Source organism: Azospirillum agricola (assembly GCF_020005195.1).
In the GTDB taxonomy this organism is placed as follows: domain Bacteria; phylum Pseudomonadota; class Alphaproteobacteria; order Azospirillales; family Azospirillaceae; genus Azospirillum; species Azospirillum agricola.
Genome location: NZ_JAIFZR010000004.1, coordinates 501,603 through 519,280 on the forward strand (window position 1 = coordinate 501,603; position 17,678 = coordinate 519,280).

Below are 17,678 nucleotides of genomic sequence, written 5' to 3' on the forward strand. Positions count from 1 at the left end.
GCAACGACAAGGACAGGAGGAACATGGCGATGATCAGTCCGACAAGCGCTCCGCCCATGACCGGCGCGCCGCTGAGCGCCCTTCGGCAATGGGTCGAACTGGACCCGGACAACGGCGGCCCCCCGGTCGACGACCCGTCCGACGAGGATGCGGCGGCGGCCACGGCGGCGGACAATCCCCCGCCGGCATGACAATATGAAAAGGCCCGCCGGTTGAGCGGGCCTTGCGGACGGAAAGCGGCGGATCGGCGCGGGGTGGCGTCAGGCGCTGCGCACGCGCGGCCCGGCAAGCGACGCGGCGGTGACCGAGGCGATGGAGGAATGGAACAGCTCCAGCGCCGAAGGCACCGAGGAGGGGCGCAGGCCGCCCAGGATTTCGGCCAGCGTGCCGACCGCGTCGACCAGGGCGTCGGGCATCACCGGCTTGCGCAGCAGCCCCATGGCGAATTCGCGCGCTTCCTCGGCGTGGTGATCGAAGCCGGTCATCAGCAGCGACGGAATCTTGTTGTCCTCCCATAGGCGTCGGGCGAGCGTCAGCCCGTTCTCGCCGCCGGCGAGGTTGACGTCGACCAGCGCCAGATCGGGATTCTCCCGCGCGCCGACCCGCGCGGCTTTGTTGGCGTCGCGCAGCGGCCCAACGACGGTGTAGCCCGCGTTTTCCAGCACGGCCTTCACGGCCGGACCGATCAGCGGATCATCTTCGACGACGAGCAGCTTCAAGTCTTGGTGCTCCCTTTGTTGCAGGCCGGGCTTATAGCCGGTTGCCGCCCAAAGCCGAAGCCTTTCGGTTCCGGCCGGGCTGAACCGCCCATGTTTGTCGCACGGCACCGACGTTCAAGGGGCCGAAGGAGCAGCCTCTTCCGGTCAGCCTTTGGTGTCGGTTCAGCCGAAAGGCCGAACCAAAGGCTTGGGAGGAAACCTACCATGTTCCCGTGTGTTTTACGTGGATGCAGAGAGGATGGTCGCCATGGCATTCGTTGAACTGACCGACACGAGCGGAGCAATCGTTCTGGTGAACCCCGGCGCCGTGCTGTTCCTGCGCGGTGCCGCGAACGGCGAGACGGACCTGCATTTCGCTGGCCGGGCCGAAGCGTTGCGCGTGGCGGGAAAACCCGACGAGATTGCCCGCGCGCTGGAGGACGCCGCCCCGGCGCCGGCCGACCCCACCCTGTCGCTGCTGGCGTGACGCCGGGATCTCATCCGCTTTCCCGCTCCCGCGCCGTCACGTCGCGCCCCACCTTCATGAAGGCGCGGAGCCCCGCCGGCTTCAGCCGGCCGCTCGGGAAAGACAGGCACAATCCGGGAAACGGGGGCGCCCAGTCCGCCGGCAGGTCGGCCGGTGCGCCCCCCTCCCTCTCAAACGCGCGGGTAGTTGGCGGGGCGCTTCTCGAAGAAGGCGGTGATGCCCTCGGCGGCTTCGGCCCCGTGCAGGGCCTCGACGAAGAAGTCGGCCTCGCGGTCGAGCTGGGCGTCGGGTTCGCCGAAACCGGCCTCGATCAGCCGCTTGGCACGGCCGATGGCCAGCGTCGGCCCCTCGGCCAGCCGCGCCGCCCAGGCCGTCGCCTCGGCCAACGCGCCTCCCGGCGCCACCACCCGGTTGACGATGGCGAGCTGCGCCAGCCGGGCCGCGCCGATCCGCCCGCCCTCGAACATGATCTCGGCGGCGAGCTGTGGCGTCGCCGCGCGCGCCAGGAAGGCCGAGGCCCCGCCGTCCGGGTTGAGCCCGACCCTGACATAGGCCAGCGTGAAGGTCGCGTCATCGGCCGCGACGATCAGGTCGCAGCCGAGCGCGATGGAGAAGCCCGCCCCGGCCGCCGCCCCCTCGACCGCGGCGATCACCGGCTTCGGGCAGGCGCGCATGGCGCGGACCCAGCCATGGAACTGCTCCAGGTTCGCGCGGATGGCGCTCGGGTCGGCCTTGGCGTTGCCGAGCAGCGCGCCGAGGTTGCCGCCGGAACAGAAGGTCCCGTTGGCTCCCGTCAGCACCACCGCGCCGACCGCCGGATCGGCCGCCGCCTGGAGGAAGGCGTCGCGCGCGGCCGCCATCATCTCCGGCCCCAGCGCGTTCTTGGTGGCCGCGTCGTCCATCGTCAGCACCAGCACGCGCCCGTCGCGCGCGGCCGTCAACCGTCCCGTGGTCGGCTGTCCCGTCATCTCTCCATCCCCTCCCGGTTCTCGCTGCCCGGTCTGTATTTGAACATGCCCTCGGACGTCGCCAGCAGGGCGCCCGTCTCGCGGTGGCGGATTTCCGCCGCCACCCCGACGATCTTGCGTCCGCCGCCGCGCAGACGTGCGGTGGCGACCAGCGTACCGTTCCGTGACTGCCCGAGGAAGCTCGTGGCGAGCGACAGCGTCACGACCCGTCTCACCCGCCCTTCATGGGGACAGAATGTTGCGGCGAATCCGGAAACCGTGTCCAAAAGCGACGTCAGCACCCCGCCATGCACCACGCCGGCCCGGTTGAGGTGCCGGTCGTCCACCGGCAGCTCCATCTCGGCGCTTCCCTCCTCCCAGCGACTCAGGCGGTAGCCGAGAAGCTCCTGGTAGCCGGACGGGGATTCGCCTTTCAGCAGGTCGGTCATGCGTGGAAGTCCTCATGCGGGCTGGTGTGTGCGTGCGCGAAGTAAAGCGCGGGCGCGCCGCCGCGGTCCATGATCTTCGGCGACCCTGCCCCGCGTCAGGATGGGCTTGCCAGACGGCCGGCGGCGATTAACCTTCTGCGCAAATCAACGGAGGGTTTGGGATGATCGACCTCTATTTCTGGCCGACGCCGAACGGCCACAAGATCACCATGTTCCTGGAGGAGGCCGGGCTGGACTACAGCCTGAAGCCGGTGAACATCGGCGCCGGCGACCAGTTCAAGCCGGAGTTCCTCGCCTTCTCCCCCAACAACCGCATGCCGGCGATCATCGACCAGGCGCCGGCCGACGGCGGAGAGCCGGTCACGGTGTTCGAATCGGGCGCCATCCTGCTCTATCTCGCCGAGAAGACCGGAAAATTCCTTCCCGCCGATCTGCGGGGCCGCAAGACGGTGACGGAGTGGCTGTTCTGGCAGGTCGGCGGCCTCGGCCCGATGGCCGGGCAGAACCATCATTTCGTCCAGTACGCGCCGGAGCGCATCCCCTACGCCATGGAGCGCTACGTCAAGGAGACCGGCCGTCTCTACGGCGTGATGGACACGCGGCTGGCCGCCAACGCGTTCCTCGGCGGCGCGGACTATTCCATCGCCGACATGGCCGCCTATCCCTGGGTCGTGCCGCACGAGCGCCAGCAGCAGAATCTCGACGATTTCCCGAACCTGAAGCGCTGGTTCTCCGCCATCCAGGGTCGTCCGGCGACGGTCCGCGCCTACGAGAAGGGCTCGGCGGTCAACGCCGCCAGGACGCCGACCGTGAACGACGAGAGCCGGAAGATTCTCTTCGGCCAATCGGCCGATACGATCAAGCGCTGATTTCCGGCAAAAAAGGGACGCGGAGGGCTTCCAAGCGGAGCACCCTCTGCGTCCCCGAAACCCCGATGGACAGCCCCGCCGGGACAGATACCCGGATGGGGCCGGATGGTGTTCTCTCCAGCATGGATTCGTCCCTGCTGGAGACGCCGCGCCGATGACCTTCAGGCCCACGACCGACACCGACGAAGCCATCGACATCGATCTGCTCCCGCTCGACCGCATCGACGGTCTGGCGGGGATGTGGAGCGATCTGGAGGCGCGGTCGGACGGTTCCTTCTTCCTGTCCTGGCTGTGGATCGGCCATTGGCTCGCCCTGCTTCCCCCCGGCGTCCATCCGCATCTGCTGGTCGCGCGCCTCCATGGCGAGGTCGTCGGGCTGGCGGTGCTGTGCCCGCGCGTGCACTGGCGGCTCGGGCTGCTGCGCACCCGTTGCTGGATGCTGCACGAGACGGGTGACCGGGTCTTCGACCGGCTGTTCGTCGAGTACAATGGCATCCTCGCCGACCGCCGCCACGCCGACTCCGTGGCCTCGGCCTGCCTGCGCTGGCTCGGCTCCCGGCTGACCCGCTCCGACGAGCTGGTGCTCGCCGGCCTGACCGACAAGGCCGAGGTCGCCGCCCGCCGCGCCGCCGCCCAGACCGGCCACGCGGTGCAGGTGCGGCTGGCCGACACGACGCAATGGGTCGATTTCGACCGGATCCGCGCCGCAGGAGGCGGGGGAGGCGGTGACTACCGCGCCGGGCTGGGGAGGAACACCCGCTCCGCCGTCAACCGCACCGAACGGCTCTACCAGGAGCGCGGCGGCCTCGACTACCGCGTGGCCGCCACGGTGGAGGAGGCGCTGGAGGATTTCGCCGCGCTGGAGGTGCTGCACCAGGCGAGCTGGCAGGCTCGCGGCGAGGCGGGTGCCTTCGCCAACCCGGCCTTCCGTCCCTTCCACGAACGGCTGATCGCCGACGGGGTGCCGAGCGGCGCCATCCGGCTCTGCCGCATCAGCGCGGGCGGCGCGCCGATCGGCTACCTCTACAACATGGTCCACCGCAACCGGGTGATGAATTATCAGGGCGGCTTCGCCTTCGAGAAGGACAACCGCCTGAAGCCCGGCCTGCTGAGCCATGTGCTGGCCATCGAGGACAGCCTGCGGCGCGGCGAGGACTGCTACGACTTCATGTCCACGCCGGCCGGGCACAAGCCGCTGCTCGCCAACGCCGAACAGCCGATGAACTGGCTGGCGCTGGGGCCGGACCGGCTGAGCCGGCGGCTCGACGCCCAGTGGCGGCAGGCGCGCGGCGCGCTGGCCGAGACGGTCAAACGGTCCATGCGGGGCTGGTTCGCTCCCGCCAAAGGGTCCTGACGGGAGGAAGCGACGATGACGAACCTGCGCAAGAACGCTCCGCTGGCCTGCGTGCTGGGCGACATGGATCTGGTCCGACCGCTCGGGCTGGCCGGCATCCGCTGCGCCGTGGTGGCGCCGCCCGGTTCCCCCGCCGCCTACTCCCGCTTCACCGAGACGCTGCTGCCCTGGAGCGCGGAGTCCGGCGGCGACGAGGCGCTGGTCGATGCGCTGCTGCGCTTCGGTGTCGCCCAGCGCGAGCGCCCGGTGATCCACGTCGAGGAGGACGCCCATCTGCTGATGGTGTCGCGCCACCGCGACCGTCTGGCCCGTGCCTTCCGCTTCGCCCTGGCGGACGCCGAGCTGGTGGAGACGCTGGTCGACAAGGCCCGGTTCCAGGCAATGGCGGAGCGTCTCGACCTGCCGGTGCCGCGCACCCGGCGTCTGCACCCCGCTCCCGGATCGGAGGCGCCCGACCTCGACCTGCGCTACCCGTTGATCGTCAAGCCCCTGACCCGCCGGCCGCCCTGGGATTCCATCGAGGGGCTGGGCAAGGCCATCCGCATCGAGAGCCCGGCCGAGCTGCGCGCCCTGTGGCCGCGTCTGATTCCGGTCGGCATCGACCTGCTGGCGCAGGAACTGATCCCCGGCCCGGAGACCGGCATCGAGAGCTACCACGTCTACATCGACGCGCGGGGCTCCGTCGCCGGCGAGTTCACCGGCCGCAAGATCCGCACCTACCCGGCCGAGTACGGCCACAGCACCGCCCTGACCATCACCGACAGCCGGGGCGAGGGCGCCGACGTGGCGGCGCTCGGCCGGACCCTGAGCGAACGGATGGGGCTGCGCGGCCTCGCCAAGTTCGACTTCAAGCGCGCGCCCGATGGCGGCCTGCATCTGCTGGAGGTCAACCCGCGCAGCACCCTGTGGCACCATCTGGGCGCGGTGGCGGGCGTCAACCTGTCGGCGATCGTCCAGGCCGACCTCACCGGCGCGCCCCGCCCCGCCCCGGCGACCGCCCGCCCCGGCGCCTGCTGGTGCCACATCAGCAAGGACCGCATGGCGGCGCGCGAGGCCGGCATTCCGACGGCCCGGTGGCTGGCCTGGGTCGCCCGTTGCGAGGCGAAGGCCATCGCACTCGACGATCCCATGCCCTTCCTGCGTCCGAAACTGGCCCGGCTGCTGCCGGCCGGGCCAGGCACCGCTCGGCCCACCGGGTTGGCGACGCCATGAGGATCGCAAGGCCATGAGGATCGCGCTGATCTCCGATCTCCACGCCAACGCCGAGGCGCTGGGCGCGGTGCTCGACCGCATCGCGGCGGAAGGGGTGGACCGCATCGTCTGCCTGGGCGACATCGTCGGCTACAACACCGACGTCGCCGCCTGCGTCGCCCTGCTGCGGCGGGCCGGCGTCCTCTGCATCGCCGGCAACCATGACCGGGCGGCGGTCGGCGCCATCGAGACCGAGGGCTTCAGCGGGCCGGCAAGCCGCGCCATCGCCTGGACCCGGCGGCGGCTGGACGCGGACAGCCGGGCCTTCCTGACCGGCCTGCCGCTGAAGGCCGTCGTGGACGACGCGCTCGTCCTCGTTCATGGCGCCCTGCATCCGGAGCAGGGCTGCGAACTGGTGCGGCTCGACAGCGACGGCAAGCGGGCGCTGAGCTTCGACGCGCTGGCCGCCCATCCGTCGGGCGCCCGTGTCTGCGCGTTCGGCCACACGCACCGGGCGGGCGTCTGGGAGCGGCGCGACGGCGTCGTCAGGCCGCTGGAGGGGAACATGGTCACGTTGCGGCCGGATGCCCTCTATCTGCTCAACCCCGGCACCGTCGGCGAGCCGCGCGGCGCCGACAGCCGGGCGAGCTTCGCCATTCTCGACACCGGCCGTGGCCGCGTCGCCTTCCACCGCGTCGCCTACGACCGCCGGGCGGCACTGGCGAAGACCCGGCGGGCCGGACTGGCCCCCCGCTTCGCCGGGGTTCCGGCGCCGCTGCGCATGCGCCTGATCGGGCTTTTGCAGGCTCTTGGTGTCTACGAATGGCTGAAACGCAGCCTTCCCCGCCGGGCATCGTCCATATGACAATCCCGTAACGCGGCTTTGCTTCAACAGCGGCCCGCAAACGCGCATAATCGGCATGTTTCGCTGGTCGGCAGCGCGTGAAGGGAAGTCGGGATGGGGTCGGGCAAAGGAATCGTTCGGCTTGCGTGCCTGACCCTTGCGCTGACCGCCGCCGCCCTGTTCGTCCTGCCGGCGGGTGGCGCGCGTGCCGAGCCCCACCGTTTCACCATCCTTTATGTCCAGGGCACAACCGATCTCGAGGACAGCCAGGGGCGCGGCGGGATGGCCCGGCTGGCGGCGCTGATCCGCAGGGAGAGGGCCGAGCGCGGCACCCTGCTGGTCCTGCATGGCGGGCAATCGCTGTCGCCGTCGGTTCTCGCCTTCTACGACCAGGGCGCCCACATCATCGATCTGCTGAACGGCATGGGCATCGACGCGATGGCCGCCCTCAACCGTGAGTTCCATCACGGCGACGACCGCCTGATGACCCGCGCCTTCGAGGCGGGCTTTCCGTTGATCACCAGCAACGCGGTCGACCGCTCGACCGGCGGGCCGCTCGACGGGCTTGAGGAGTCCGTGGTCCTGAAGGCCGGTCCCTATCGGGTCGGCGTGCTGGCGGCGACGCCGACGCTGACGCGGGAGACCGCAAGGGCACCGCGCACCGAATTCCGCGATCCGGTGACGGCCCTCACCGACAAGGCCAGGGCGATGCGCGCGGCGGGGGTCGATCTGGTGGTGGCGATGACCGGCAGCGCCGGCGACACCCACCGCACCGTGCTGGCGGCCCGGCCGACCGACATCCTGCTCTACCAGGATCGCGGCCGCAGCTTCGGGGTCGAGTATGACGGGCGCTTCCTGTCCGCCACCGTCGCCCCGCAGGCGGCCTGGGCGCTGGCGCTGGACGTCACCATCGACCGCCAGCCGGATTCGCGTGTCGTCTGGTCGGCGGAGGCACGGCTTCTCGACAGCGCCACGGTCGCGCCCGACCCGGACACGGAAACCCGCGCAAAGGCCTACGCGGCCCGCCTCGACGCGATGCTGAGCATGGAGGTGGGGACGCTCGACGGCGTCATGGACACCCGGCGCGAGGCGGTGCGCAGCGGCGAGAACGCCTTCGCCAACGCCGTGGTCGATACGCTGCGCACGGCCCTGGACGCGGACGTCGGACTGATCACCGGCGGCGGCATCCGCGGCGACCGGCAATACGCCAACGGCGCCCGCCTGACCCGGCGCGACATCTATTCCGAGCTGCCCTACCACGACGTCGGCGTCGTCCTCGACCTCACCGGGCAGCAGCTTTGGGACGCGGTCGAAAGCGGGGTGTCGGCGGTCGAGCAGGTGCAGGGGCGCTTTCCCCATCTGTCGAACGCCCGCGCCGTGATCGACCTGACCAAGCCGCCCGGCCAGCGGTTGCAGGAGCTCAGCGTCGGCGACCGCCCGCTCGACCGCAAGGCGCGCTACCGGCTGGCGACCAGCAGCTTCCTGGCCAACGGCGGCGACGGCTACGCGGCGCTCGGCACGGCGCCCCGTCTGGTCGAGGACCGCGACAGCGACTTCGTCTCCACCCAGCTCATCGGCCACATCGCCCGCACCGGGACCTTCGCCCCCCGCCTCGACGGGCGGATGACGGTGAGGCGGTAGCGGCCCATGACCCTCACCGTCCAGGACCGGGGGCCGGCCCAGACATCGGCGGGGCCGGCGCCAGACCGCTCCGCACCGTCCGGCCATGCCGCGCCGACGGACCGGCCGCCGCCGCGCCGCCGACGGCGGATCGGCATCGCCCTGCGGATCACGCTGGGGTTGTCGGTGATGGCGATGCTGGTCCTGCTGATCGGCGGCGTGTCGATGTCGTCCTTCCGGTTGTTCCGGACGGAGGTGTCGGCGCTGTCCACCAACACGCTGCCGGAGGTCATCACCAGCGCCGAGCTGCACGGTTCGCTGCAAAAGCTGGTGGCGCAGCTTCCCCTGCTGGCCGGCGCCGGCTCGACGCCGCAACGCCGCTCGATCTACGACGGCCTCGTCGCCGAGCTGGACTCGATGCAGCTTCTGGTCGCCCGCATGCGCGCCCTGCTGGCCGGGGAGGCCGGAGGCGAGCGGAAGGCCGGGCAGGAGCCCGCCGGGGAGGAAAACATCCGGCTGCTGGAGCAGATCCGTTCGACGTTGCTGATTCTGGCCGCGACGGTCGCCGACCTCAACGCCGAGGTGGCTCGCCAGATCGACGGCGCCGAACGGCAGGCCGAGGCGGCGCGCGGGCTCGGCCGCCTGTCCGGCACGCTGGAGGGTTTGCCGGGGGCGGAGGCCGGCCCCTGGGCCGCCCGTGTCGGCGCCCTGATGGCGCGGGCGGCCGGCTCGATCCAGCTCGACCATCTCAGCCGGCTGAAGGGTGAGCAGCGGGCGGCCGAGCGCACGTTGAGCGAGCTGGGGCGGATCGCCGCCGTCACCCCAGGCATCGCCGGAGCGGCGATGTCGAGCATGCAGGAGGAACTGTTCTCCCTGCTGGTGGCGCCTGGCGGGCTGTTCGAGAGCGCGGTCGAGCGGTTGCAGGCGCGCAACCGCGCCCAGTCCCTGACCGCCCAGTCCCGCGTGCTGGTCGAGACGGTCGACCGTTCGACCCGTGCGCTGTTCGATTCCATCCGCACGCAATCCTCCGACCGCACCGACGCGCTGGCCTTGCTGATCGCCGAGCGGACGCAGGCGGTGATGGCGCTGGCCGGTGCGTCGGTCCTGCTGGTGGTGATGGTCTATTTCGTCTTCCGCCGCTTCCTGTCGTCGCGTCTGGTCGGGTTGAACCGGGCGGTGGTGGCCCGGCTGTCGGGCGGCGGCCCGGAGGTTGCCGTTCCGGTCGACGGCGACGACGAGATCACCGACATCGGTGCCTCCATCCGCTACTTCATCGACGAGATCGACCGGCGGCAGCGCGACCTCGCCGACAACGAGAAGCGGTTCCGCGATCTCGTCGAGGGGTCGATCCAGGGGACCATCATCCACCGCGATTTCCGCGCGCTCTACGCCAACGATTCCTTTGCCGCCATGTTCGGGGTGGCGGTGGCCGACGTCATGGCCCTGCCCTCGCTGCTCGCGCTGGTTCCGGCCGAGGAGCGGCAGGCGCTGCTCGACAATTCCGAGCATCTGCTGAGCACCGGCCAGCCGACCGGCCGGCGGCGCATCCGCGCCCGGCGCCCCGACGGCGGCGGGCTGTGGGTCGAGCTGACCGGCCGCCGGGTCGATTGGATGGACGGCCCGGCGATCCAGGCGGTCGTGGTGGACGTGACGCGCGAGGTCGAGGCCGAGCACGCCCTGCGCCAGTCGCGCGACGACGCCGAACGCGCGCTCGACGCCCTGAAGGCGACCCAGGCGAGCCTGATCCAGGCCGAGAAGATGGCCTCGCTCGGCCAGCTCGTCGCCGGGGTGGCGCACGAGGTCAACACCCCCATCGGCATCACCATCACCGGAGCCTCGCAGCTCCAGACGCTGATCGAGGATCTGGGGCGGCAGCACAGCGCGAACACGCTGAAGAAGTCGGACTTCCAGCGCTTCCTCGGCGACGGTTCGGAGATGGCCGCCCTGATCCTGGCCAACAGCACGCGCGCCGCCAACCTGGTGCAGAGCTTCAAGCTGGTCGCCGTCGACCAGTCGAGCGACGAGCGCCGGGTCTTCCTGCTGAGGGATTACATCGAGGAACTGCTGCGCAGCCTGCACCCGACCTACAAGACGCGCACCGCGCTGACCATCGCCCTGGAGTGCCCGGCGGACATCGAGATCGACGGCTATCCGGGCGCCCTGTCGCAGATCCTGACCAACCTGATCATGAACGCGCTGGTCCACGCGCTGGATCCCGACCGGCCGGGCCGGATCGACATCACCGCCCGCAAGCTCGACGGGGAGGTGGTGGAGCTGTCGGTCGCCGACGACGGGCACGGCATCCCGGCCGACGTGCTGCCGAAGATCTTCGACCCCTTCTTCACCACCCGCCGGGGCAGCGGGGGCAGCGGGCTCGGGCTGCACATCGTCTACAACCTCGTCACCGGGCGCCTGCACGGCTCCATCGCGGTGACGAGCACGGCGGGCGGGGGGGCCGCCTTCACCCTGCGCTTCCCGCGCGTGACGGCGCCCGCGTGAGGAACCGTCGGCGGCTGCCCGTTCAGCGGATGGCGCCCTCGAACCAGTGTCGGCCCTGGCGGTCCTCGATCTCGATCACCCAGACGTCGGGGTCGTAGCGGGTCTGGCGGGCGATGTAGGCATCGGCGTCGGTCTCCGTCACCGGGTCGGGGCCGGTTCCGCGCGACCAGAACAGCTTTTCCCCGTCCCGCGCCTGGACCAGCACGGTGAAGGTCCGGTCGAGCCGGTTCAATTTCAGGATCACCGTGCCGCGGCTGGGGTCGCCCTTGCGCACGACCATCATCGGCACGCCCTGCGCGTCGGCGCTGCGGATGTGGGCCATGACCCAGAGATGCGTCGGCAACCGGTCGTCCATGCTCGTCCATCCACCTGCGGCAAAGGGCTCTCGCCTAACCGGCGGCGGCCGGTGTAGAGATGAGGGCATGGCCACACTCCTGGACGCTCTGGACGCCGCCGTCAACCACCACATGGCCGGACGCGCCGATGCGGCCGAACCGCTGTACCGGCGGATCCTGGGAACCGACCCGGCGCAGCCCGACGCGCTGCATCTTCTGGGCGTGCTGCACGCCCAGCGTGGAAGTCCGGTCCAGGCGGTCACCCTCATCGGCCGGTCGGCGCGGGTCCGGCCGGCGGCGGCGCAGCCATGGGCGCATCTGGGCGCGGCCCTTCGGGCCGCCGGACGGCCGGACGATGCCGAGGCGGCGCTTCGCCGCGCCCTGGCGCTCCAGCCCGCTTCGGCCGACGCGCTGGAGGCGCTGGGAGCGCTCCTGCACGATCGGGCGGGCTATGCGCCGGCACGGCTCTGGCTGGCGCGGGCCTTGGCGGTGCGCCCCGGCCATGCGGAAACCCTGCTCAATCTCGGCACCGTCCTGCGCGACCTGCGCCGCTTCGCCGAGGCGGAAACCTGCTTCGACGCCGTGCTGGCCCGGCAGCCGTCCCATGGCGCCGCGCATCTGGCGCGGGCGGTCGGGCGGCTGGTGCGGGGCGACCTGCGGGCCGGCTGGGAGGGGTTCGAGCATCGCTGGCGCCGTTTCACCACCCCGCCCTGGGCGGGCGAGCCGCTGAACGGCGCCACCATCCTGCTGCACATGGAGCAGGGCTTCGGCGACGCCATCCAATTCGCGCGCTACGCCCCGCTGGTGGCGCGGGCCGGCGGGCGGGTGGTGGTGGAAACCCACGAGGCGCTGCACCGCCTCTTCGCCAGCCTCGGCCCGTCGGTGGAGCTGTGGCCGCGCGGATCGGAGCCGCCGCCGCATGACCGTCACTGCCCGCTGATGAGCCTGCCGCGCGCCTTCGGCACCGATCTGGAGCGCATCCCCGCCAGCGTGCCCTACCTCGCGCCGGAGCCCGCCGACGTCGTCCGCTGGCAAGGCCGGCTGGACAGCGGGCGGGAGGGGGAGTTTCGGGTCGGCTTGGTCTGGGCCGGCAACCCCCGCCACCGCAACGACCGCAACCGCTCCCTGCCCGTCGAGGCCCTGCGCCCGCTGCTGGCGGTGCCTGGGGTGCGTTTCCTCAGCTTGCAGACCGGCGACGCGCGCGCCGCCCTGGCCCGTCTGCCGGGGGACGGTGTCGAGGATCCGATCGACGGCGTGCGGGACTTCGCCGACACCGCCGCCTTGCTCGCCAACCTCGATCTGCTGATCGCGGTGGACACCTCGGCCGCGCATCTGGCCGGGGCCATGGGGTTGCCGGTCTGGCTGCTGCTGCCCTTCGTTCCCGACTGGCGCTGGCTGCTCGACCGCAGCGACAGCCCCTGGTACCCGTCGCTGCGGCTGTTCCGCCAGCCGCGCCCCGGCGACTGGGCGACGGTGCTGGGAACGGTCGCCGCCGTGCTGAAGGCGCAGGCCGCGGCCGCCCAGGCCCGTCTCAAGGCCCGCCCCAAGGCCCAGCGGACCCACGGGCCGGCGGGCGGCACGCCATGACCGACGGCGCCTCCCTTCTGAACCGGGGACTGACGGCGCATCAGGCGGGCGACCTGCCGGGCGCGCTGGCGCTCTATCGGCAGGTGCTGGCCCAGGACCGCGCCAACGCCGACGCGATCCATCTCATCGGCGTCATCGCCTACCAGACCGGCGACCCGCTGACGGCGATCAACGTCATCGGCCGCGCCATCGCCATCGACGACCGCAACCCGGCCTATCACAGCAACCTCGGCGAAGCCCTGCGCGTCACCGGCGCCCTCGACCAGGCGGCGGCGAGCCATGCCCGTGCCATCGACCTCGACCCCGGATTCATCGACGCCCACCGCAATCTCGGGGTGGTCGAGCTGGCGCGCGGAAACGCCCAGGCGGCGGCCGACAGCTTCCGGCGCGCGCTGGCCCGCGACGCGGCGTCGGCGCCGTCCTGGCATGGGCTCGGGCTGGCTCTCGAGGCTCTGGGGCGGGCGTCGGAGGCGATGGAGGCGTTCGCCGCGTGCCTGCGCCACGAACCCGGCCACACCGACGCCCGGCAGCGCCACGACGCGCTGTCCGCCAGCGTGGCGGCGGAAAGCCCGGAGGTTTCCCCCACTGCGTCCCTGGCGGCGCCCCCGACGGACTGGCAGGACCTGCTGCTCGCGGATGTGCGGGCGCAGTGCCGCAATCCGGGCGGGCCGGAGCGGCTGGCGGTGATCGGGCAGCTCTGCGACACGCTGCTGAACGGCCAGTCCGCCCTGCCCCGGCGCCTGCTCGACGCGCTCGAGGAGGACCCGCTGTGCGGCGACCCGATCCTCGACGCCTCGGTGCAGTTCCGGCTCAGCGGCGACCTCTATCACTATGAACGGCTGATCCACACCGTGATCGGCAACGGCGCCGACTGGCCGCTGGACGTCGCCCAGGCCGTCTATTGGTCGATCAGCCGGCAGATCTTTCTCGGCCGTCCGCTCGGAACCCGGCTCGCGGCCTTCACGGCGGGCGACCTGCCGCGCTTCTACCGCTGGATCCTGCGGGAGGTGAAGCGCCGTTTCGCGGTGGCGCCCAAGCCCTTCACGGTCCGGGCGGGGGAGCCTCGCCGCATCGCCATCGTGACCAACCAGTTCACCCGGCCGATGCACCAGCCGTCGCGCGACGCCTTCGACTACGCCCGCCGGCTTCAGGACGCTTTCGGCTGCGCGGTGCTGCTGGTGAACGGCAACCTGCTGCCCAGCGCCGTGCTGACCGCCTTCGTCCCGCCTTTCCAGGCGGTGGTGACGCCCGGCCTTGCCGGCCCGGTCGCGGTGAGCGAGGACGGCGCCACCGTCCGAACCTGGTCGTCGGTCGAGCGCAGCCTTTCGGAGGCGAAGATCCGCGGCCTTGTCGAGACCATCGAGGGCTTCGATCCCGATCTGGTCGTCTCCTTCGGCGGATCGGTCCTCGCCGCCGACCTGTTCGCCGGAGTGCGGCCGACCATCTGCATCCCGACGACCAGCGGGCTGACCTGCTCGATGGCCGACATCCTGCTGAGTTTCGACGACGGTGATCCCACCGCCGGTCTGCCGGAGGAATACCGCGCGTCCTTCGCCGAGCGTCTCCGCCCCTTCCGCTTCGGCTACTCCGCCCCGCCGGAGGCTCCGGGCGCCCGCCGCGCCGCCTTCGGCCTGCCCGACGACGCCTTCGTCTTCACGGTGGTGGGAGGGCGGCTGGACGAGGAGGTGACGTCCGCCTTCATCGAGCGGCTCGACGCCCTGCTCGACCTTTGCCCGAACGCGCTGGTTGCCTTCGCCGGGCCGGTGGCGACCCTGCCCGGCCGGCTTGCCTCCGCACGCAACGCCGGGCGCCTGCGCAGCCTCGGCTTCGTGCCGGAGATCCGCGCGCTCTACCATGTCGCCGACGCCTATCTGAACCCGCCCCGCCAGGGCGGCGGCGGGAGCGCCGCCTATGCCCTGGCCGACGGCCTGCCGGTGGTCACGCTGAACCAGGGCGACGTGGCGGCGGTGGTCGGCCCGTCGCGCGCCGCCAGCCAATGGGACGCCTTCACCGAGCGGGCGCGGCGTCTGGCCCACGACCCCGCCTTCCGCCGGGGCGAGTCCGAGGAGGCACGCCGCCTGTTCGCCGGCATCGATGCCCGTCACGCCGCCGTCGAACGGCTTCTGGCCTACGGCCGCGCGCTGATGCAGCGTTTCGCCGCGCGCTGACCCGTCCGACGGCGAAGGGACGGCGGGGGCCGTCCGGGGAAGGACGGGAGCTTTCTTCCCCATTTCACGCGGCGGTCACTAGGCGAAACTTTCCCAGCGCCCGGCAATTTCCGGCACCGTCCCTGCCGTTCCGTCAAAAACCCTCGGAAAACAAGGCCCTGCCGCTCTTCCGAAAGTTGGCACTCTCCTTGCTTGATAGGGCGTCAACACGCTCGCCCTTTCTTTCGGAGACCACCGGCCATGAGCATCTTCGGTTCGATGACAACCGCCGTTCTCGGCCTGAATGCCCAGTCGAAGGCTCTTGGCCACATCTCGGACAACATCGCCAACTCCTCGACCATCGGCTACAAGCGGGTCGATTCGGCCTTCGAGACACTGGTTCTCCAATCGAACGCGCGGATCCACGCGCCGGGCGGCGTGTCGGCGCAGCCGGTCTTCATGAACAACATCCAGGGCAACCTGACCCAGGTGCAGAGCCCGACCAACATCGCCATCCAGGGGCAGGGCTTCTTCAGCGTCTCCAAACTGAACACCCAGGGCTCCAACACGCTGGTGCAGACGCAGACCGGGACGGTCAGCTCGTCGTCGGCCTACTACACCCGCGCCGGCGACTTCGAGCTGGACAAGAACCGCTATCTGGTCAACAGCGCCGGCTACGCGCTGAACGGCTGGGTCGCCGATCCGGTGACCGGCCAGTTGCAGAAGGATCAGGTGCAGGCGATCCAGGTGAACTCGCTGATCGACAAGCCGGTGGCGACCAACGGCATCGATCTGTCGGCCAACCTGCCGGCGACCCCGGCCAAGGGCCAGAAGATTCCCGATTCCAGCATCCAGATCTTCGACACCCAGGGCAACCCGCGCACCGTCAACTTCCAGTGGCGCCAGCAGGCCGGCGGCGACTGGCGGCTGACGCTGGACGCGCCGGGCTCCAACACCAAGCCGGTCGATGGCAGCTTCGCCGGCTATCCGGCCACCGCGACCTTCGGCCAGAACACCGCCGGCGTGACGGCGATCGCCCAGGTCAACGCGGTGGTGATCACCGGCCAGAACACGAACGGCCAGGACAACCTGCGCATCGGCGACGTCTACACCGTCTCGGTGGACGGCACGAACTACAGCCTGAAGATCACCGCCGACAACATCGCGTCGGTCCGCACCTATTCGGGCCTCGCCGGCGCGCTGGCGAACCAGATCAACTCGGCCTCGCCGGCGGCGCCGGTGCTGGCGACGGTGACGAACAACGTCATCCACGTCACCGCCCGCAACGCCGGCACGCCGTTCAAGATCTCCCAGAGCGTCCAGGGCTCGGCCCCGACCTCCAACACGATCACCGGCCCGACCACCACCAACCCGACCTCGGTCGCCGGCCAGATCGACCGCTTCACCTTCCCGCAGTCGCAGATCGACGTCGGCGACGTCTACCGGATCAACGTCAACGGCACGGTCGTGGCGGTGACGGTGACCGCCCAGACCTACTCGACCTACGCCAACGCGACCGGCGTGGTGCAGGAACTGGCCAACCGCATCAACGCCGCCTCCTCCTCGCTCGGCAACGTGACCGCCACCGCGACCGGCGGCGTGCTGAGCATCCAGGCGAACGTCGCCGGCGGAACCGTCGGCACCTCCAGCGGTGTGACGAACTCCAGCTCGGCGGCGAACACGCTGACCGGCGTCTTCTCCACCGCCAACGTGGCGGGCGTCCGGCAGAGCCGCACGGTGACCCTGACGGGCACGCCGGGCGACGTCGGCACGCTCTACTCGCTGAGCGTCAACGGCACGCCGGTGACCTACAGCACCACCGGCGAGGAGATGACCATGGAGGACATCACCGCCGCGCTGGCCAACAAGATCAACTCCAACACCTCGCTTCCGGTCACCGCCACCGCGCAGGGCGGCGTCATCACCATCACCGCCAAGACGGCGGACGGAACGACGGCCAACCAGTTCACCCTGGAGCAGACCTGCGTCGCCGGCCAGACGCCGGCGCACATCGGCCTGACCTTCGGCAAGACGCCGGAGACGGTGGGCACGCTGACCAACATATCGACGGCCCTGGTCGGCACCGGCACGGCGGTGAGCGCCGCGACCCAGGCGGCCGGCGCCGACGCCAACATCACCTTCACGGTGGATTACGGCTTCGGCCCGCAGCAGATCACGCTGAACATGGGCAAGTACCAGAAGCCCGGCGGCCTTACCCAGTACGCCGGCGAGCAGATGAACGTCACCCAGCTCATCCAGAACGGCGCGCCGAGAGGCCAGTTCAAGGACGTGGTCTTCGGCGACGACGGCAACGTGCTGGTCAACTACGACAACGGCCGCTCGAAGGTGATCGCCAAGGTGCCGATCATCACCTTCAACAACCCCAACGCGCTGCAACGCGAATCCGGCGGCGTCTTCCTGGAGAGCGAGGAGGCGGGCAAGCCCAACTTCAACGATCCGGAGACCAACGGCGCCGGCGCCGTGATCGCCAACAGCGTCGAGGGCTCGAACGTCGACATCGCCGACGAGTTCACCAAGCTCATCGTCACCCAGCGGACCTACTCCGCCAACACCAAGATCGTCACGACCTCCGACGAGATGCTCCAGGAAGTCCTCGGGCTGAAGCGCTGACGCGCCACCCTCGGCTTTGA

At 70.8% G+C, this 17,678-nt stretch carries 15 protein-coding genes; 11 read left to right on the plus strand and 4 right to left on the minus strand.

Translation table 11 applies throughout. From position 1 onward, the window contains the following. The first annotated feature begins 29 nt into the window (after positions 1–29). Positions 30–191: a hypothetical protein gene (locus tag JN22_RS11155; protein ID WP_179166123.1), complete on the plus strand. Its 162-nt coding sequence runs from the start codon at positions 30–32 to the stop codon at positions 189–191. A 69-nt stretch (positions 192–260) separates the two neighbouring features. Here the strand turns inward: JN22_RS11155 and JN22_RS11160 are convergent, their stop codons facing one another. Further along, positions 261–719 (minus strand): response regulator, encoded by a 459-nt coding sequence (locus JN22_RS11160; RefSeq protein WP_085553998.1) that lies wholly within the window; start codon positions 717–719, stop codon positions 261–263. 247 nt (positions 720–966) lie between these two features. On the opposite strand from JN22_RS11160, the gene JN22_RS11165 reads away from it, so the two are divergent. After that, positions 967–1,185, plus strand: coding sequence for a hypothetical protein (locus JN22_RS11165; protein WP_085554645.1), 219 nt, complete (start codon positions 967–969; stop codon positions 1,183–1,185). Positions 1,186–1,355: 170 nt separating this feature from the next. Here the strand turns inward: JN22_RS11165 and JN22_RS11170 are convergent, their stop codons facing one another. Continuing rightward, the gene (locus JN22_RS11170) at positions 1,356–2,153 is read right to left on the minus strand and encodes an oxepin-CoA hydrolase, alternative type (RefSeq protein ID WP_085553999.1); all 798 of its coding nucleotides are present in this window, start codon (positions 2,151–2,153) and stop codon (positions 1,356–1,358) included. Continuing rightward, positions 2,150–2,581, minus strand: coding sequence for a PaaI family thioesterase (locus JN22_RS11175; RefSeq protein WP_085554000.1), 432 nt, complete (start codon positions 2,579–2,581; stop codon positions 2,150–2,152). The genes JN22_RS11170 and JN22_RS11175 overlap by 4 nt, the downstream gene beginning before the upstream one ends. 161 nt (positions 2,582–2,742) lie before the next feature. Here JN22_RS11175 and JN22_RS11180 point away from each other — a divergent pair, with 161 nt between their 5' ends. The 6 genes from JN22_RS11180 (at position 2,743) to JN22_RS11205 (ending at position 10,958) form a co-directional block, all read left to right on the plus strand. After that, a complete protein-coding gene (locus JN22_RS11180; protein ID WP_085554001.1) occupies positions 2,743–3,450 on the plus strand; it encodes a glutathione binding-like protein in 708 nt (235 codons plus the stop codon). A 154-nt stretch (positions 3,451–3,604) separates the two neighbouring features. Then, positions 3,605–4,804 (plus strand): GNAT family N-acetyltransferase, encoded by a 1,200-nt coding sequence (locus JN22_RS11185; protein ID WP_085554002.1) that lies wholly within the window; start codon positions 3,605–3,607, stop codon positions 4,802–4,804. A gap of 15 nt (positions 4,805–4,819) precedes the next feature. Further along, positions 4,820–6,016: a carboxylate--amine ligase gene (locus JN22_RS11190; protein WP_085554003.1), complete on the plus strand. Its 1,197-nt coding sequence runs from the start codon at positions 4,820–4,822 to the stop codon at positions 6,014–6,016. Between the two features lie 13 nt (positions 6,017–6,029). Beyond that, positions 6,030–6,860 carry a metallophosphoesterase family protein gene (locus tag JN22_RS11195; RefSeq protein WP_085554004.1) on the plus strand — a complete coding sequence of 277 codons (831 nt, stop codon included), beginning with the start codon at positions 6,030–6,032 and terminating at the stop codon, positions 6,858–6,860. A 93-nt stretch (positions 6,861–6,953) separates the two neighbouring features. Continuing rightward, a complete protein-coding gene (locus tag JN22_RS11200) occupies positions 6,954–8,480 on the plus strand; it encodes a bifunctional metallophosphatase/5'-nucleotidase (RefSeq protein WP_085554005.1) in 1,527 nt (508 codons plus the stop codon). A gap of 6 nt (positions 8,481–8,486) precedes the next feature. Then, complete coding sequence (locus tag JN22_RS11205) at positions 8,487–10,958, plus strand: ATP-binding protein (protein WP_085554006.1); 2,472 nt, start codon at positions 8,487–8,489, stop codon at positions 10,956–10,958. Positions 10,959–10,980: 22 nt separating this feature from the next. On the opposite strand, the gene JN22_RS11210 is transcribed toward JN22_RS11205, so the two are convergent. After that, entirely contained in the window at positions 10,981–11,313 is a 333-nt protein-coding gene (locus JN22_RS11210; protein ID WP_085554007.1) for a DUF1491 family protein, read from the minus strand. A 67-nt stretch (positions 11,314–11,380) separates the two neighbouring features. On the opposite strand from JN22_RS11210, the gene JN22_RS11215 reads away from it, so the two are divergent. The 3 genes from JN22_RS11215 to JN22_RS11225 all read left to right on the plus strand — a co-directional run bounded on the left by JN22_RS11215 (position 11,381) and on the right by JN22_RS11225 (position 17,658). Further along, the gene (locus tag JN22_RS11215) at positions 11,381–12,880 is read left to right on the plus strand and encodes a tetratricopeptide repeat protein (protein WP_085554008.1); all 1,500 of its coding nucleotides are present in this window, start codon (positions 11,381–11,383) and stop codon (positions 12,878–12,880) included. After that, the gene (locus tag JN22_RS11220) at positions 12,877–15,048 is read left to right on the plus strand and encodes a tetratricopeptide repeat protein (RefSeq protein ID WP_085554009.1); all 2,172 of its coding nucleotides are present in this window, start codon (positions 12,877–12,879) and stop codon (positions 15,046–15,048) included. The genes JN22_RS11215 and JN22_RS11220 overlap by 4 nt, the downstream gene beginning before the upstream one ends. A 240-nt stretch (positions 15,049–15,288) precedes the next feature. Beyond that, a complete protein-coding gene (locus JN22_RS11225) occupies positions 15,289–17,658 on the plus strand; it encodes a flagellar hook-basal body complex protein (RefSeq protein WP_085554010.1) in 2,370 nt (789 codons plus the stop codon). Positions 17,659–17,678 lie beyond the last annotated feature (20 nt).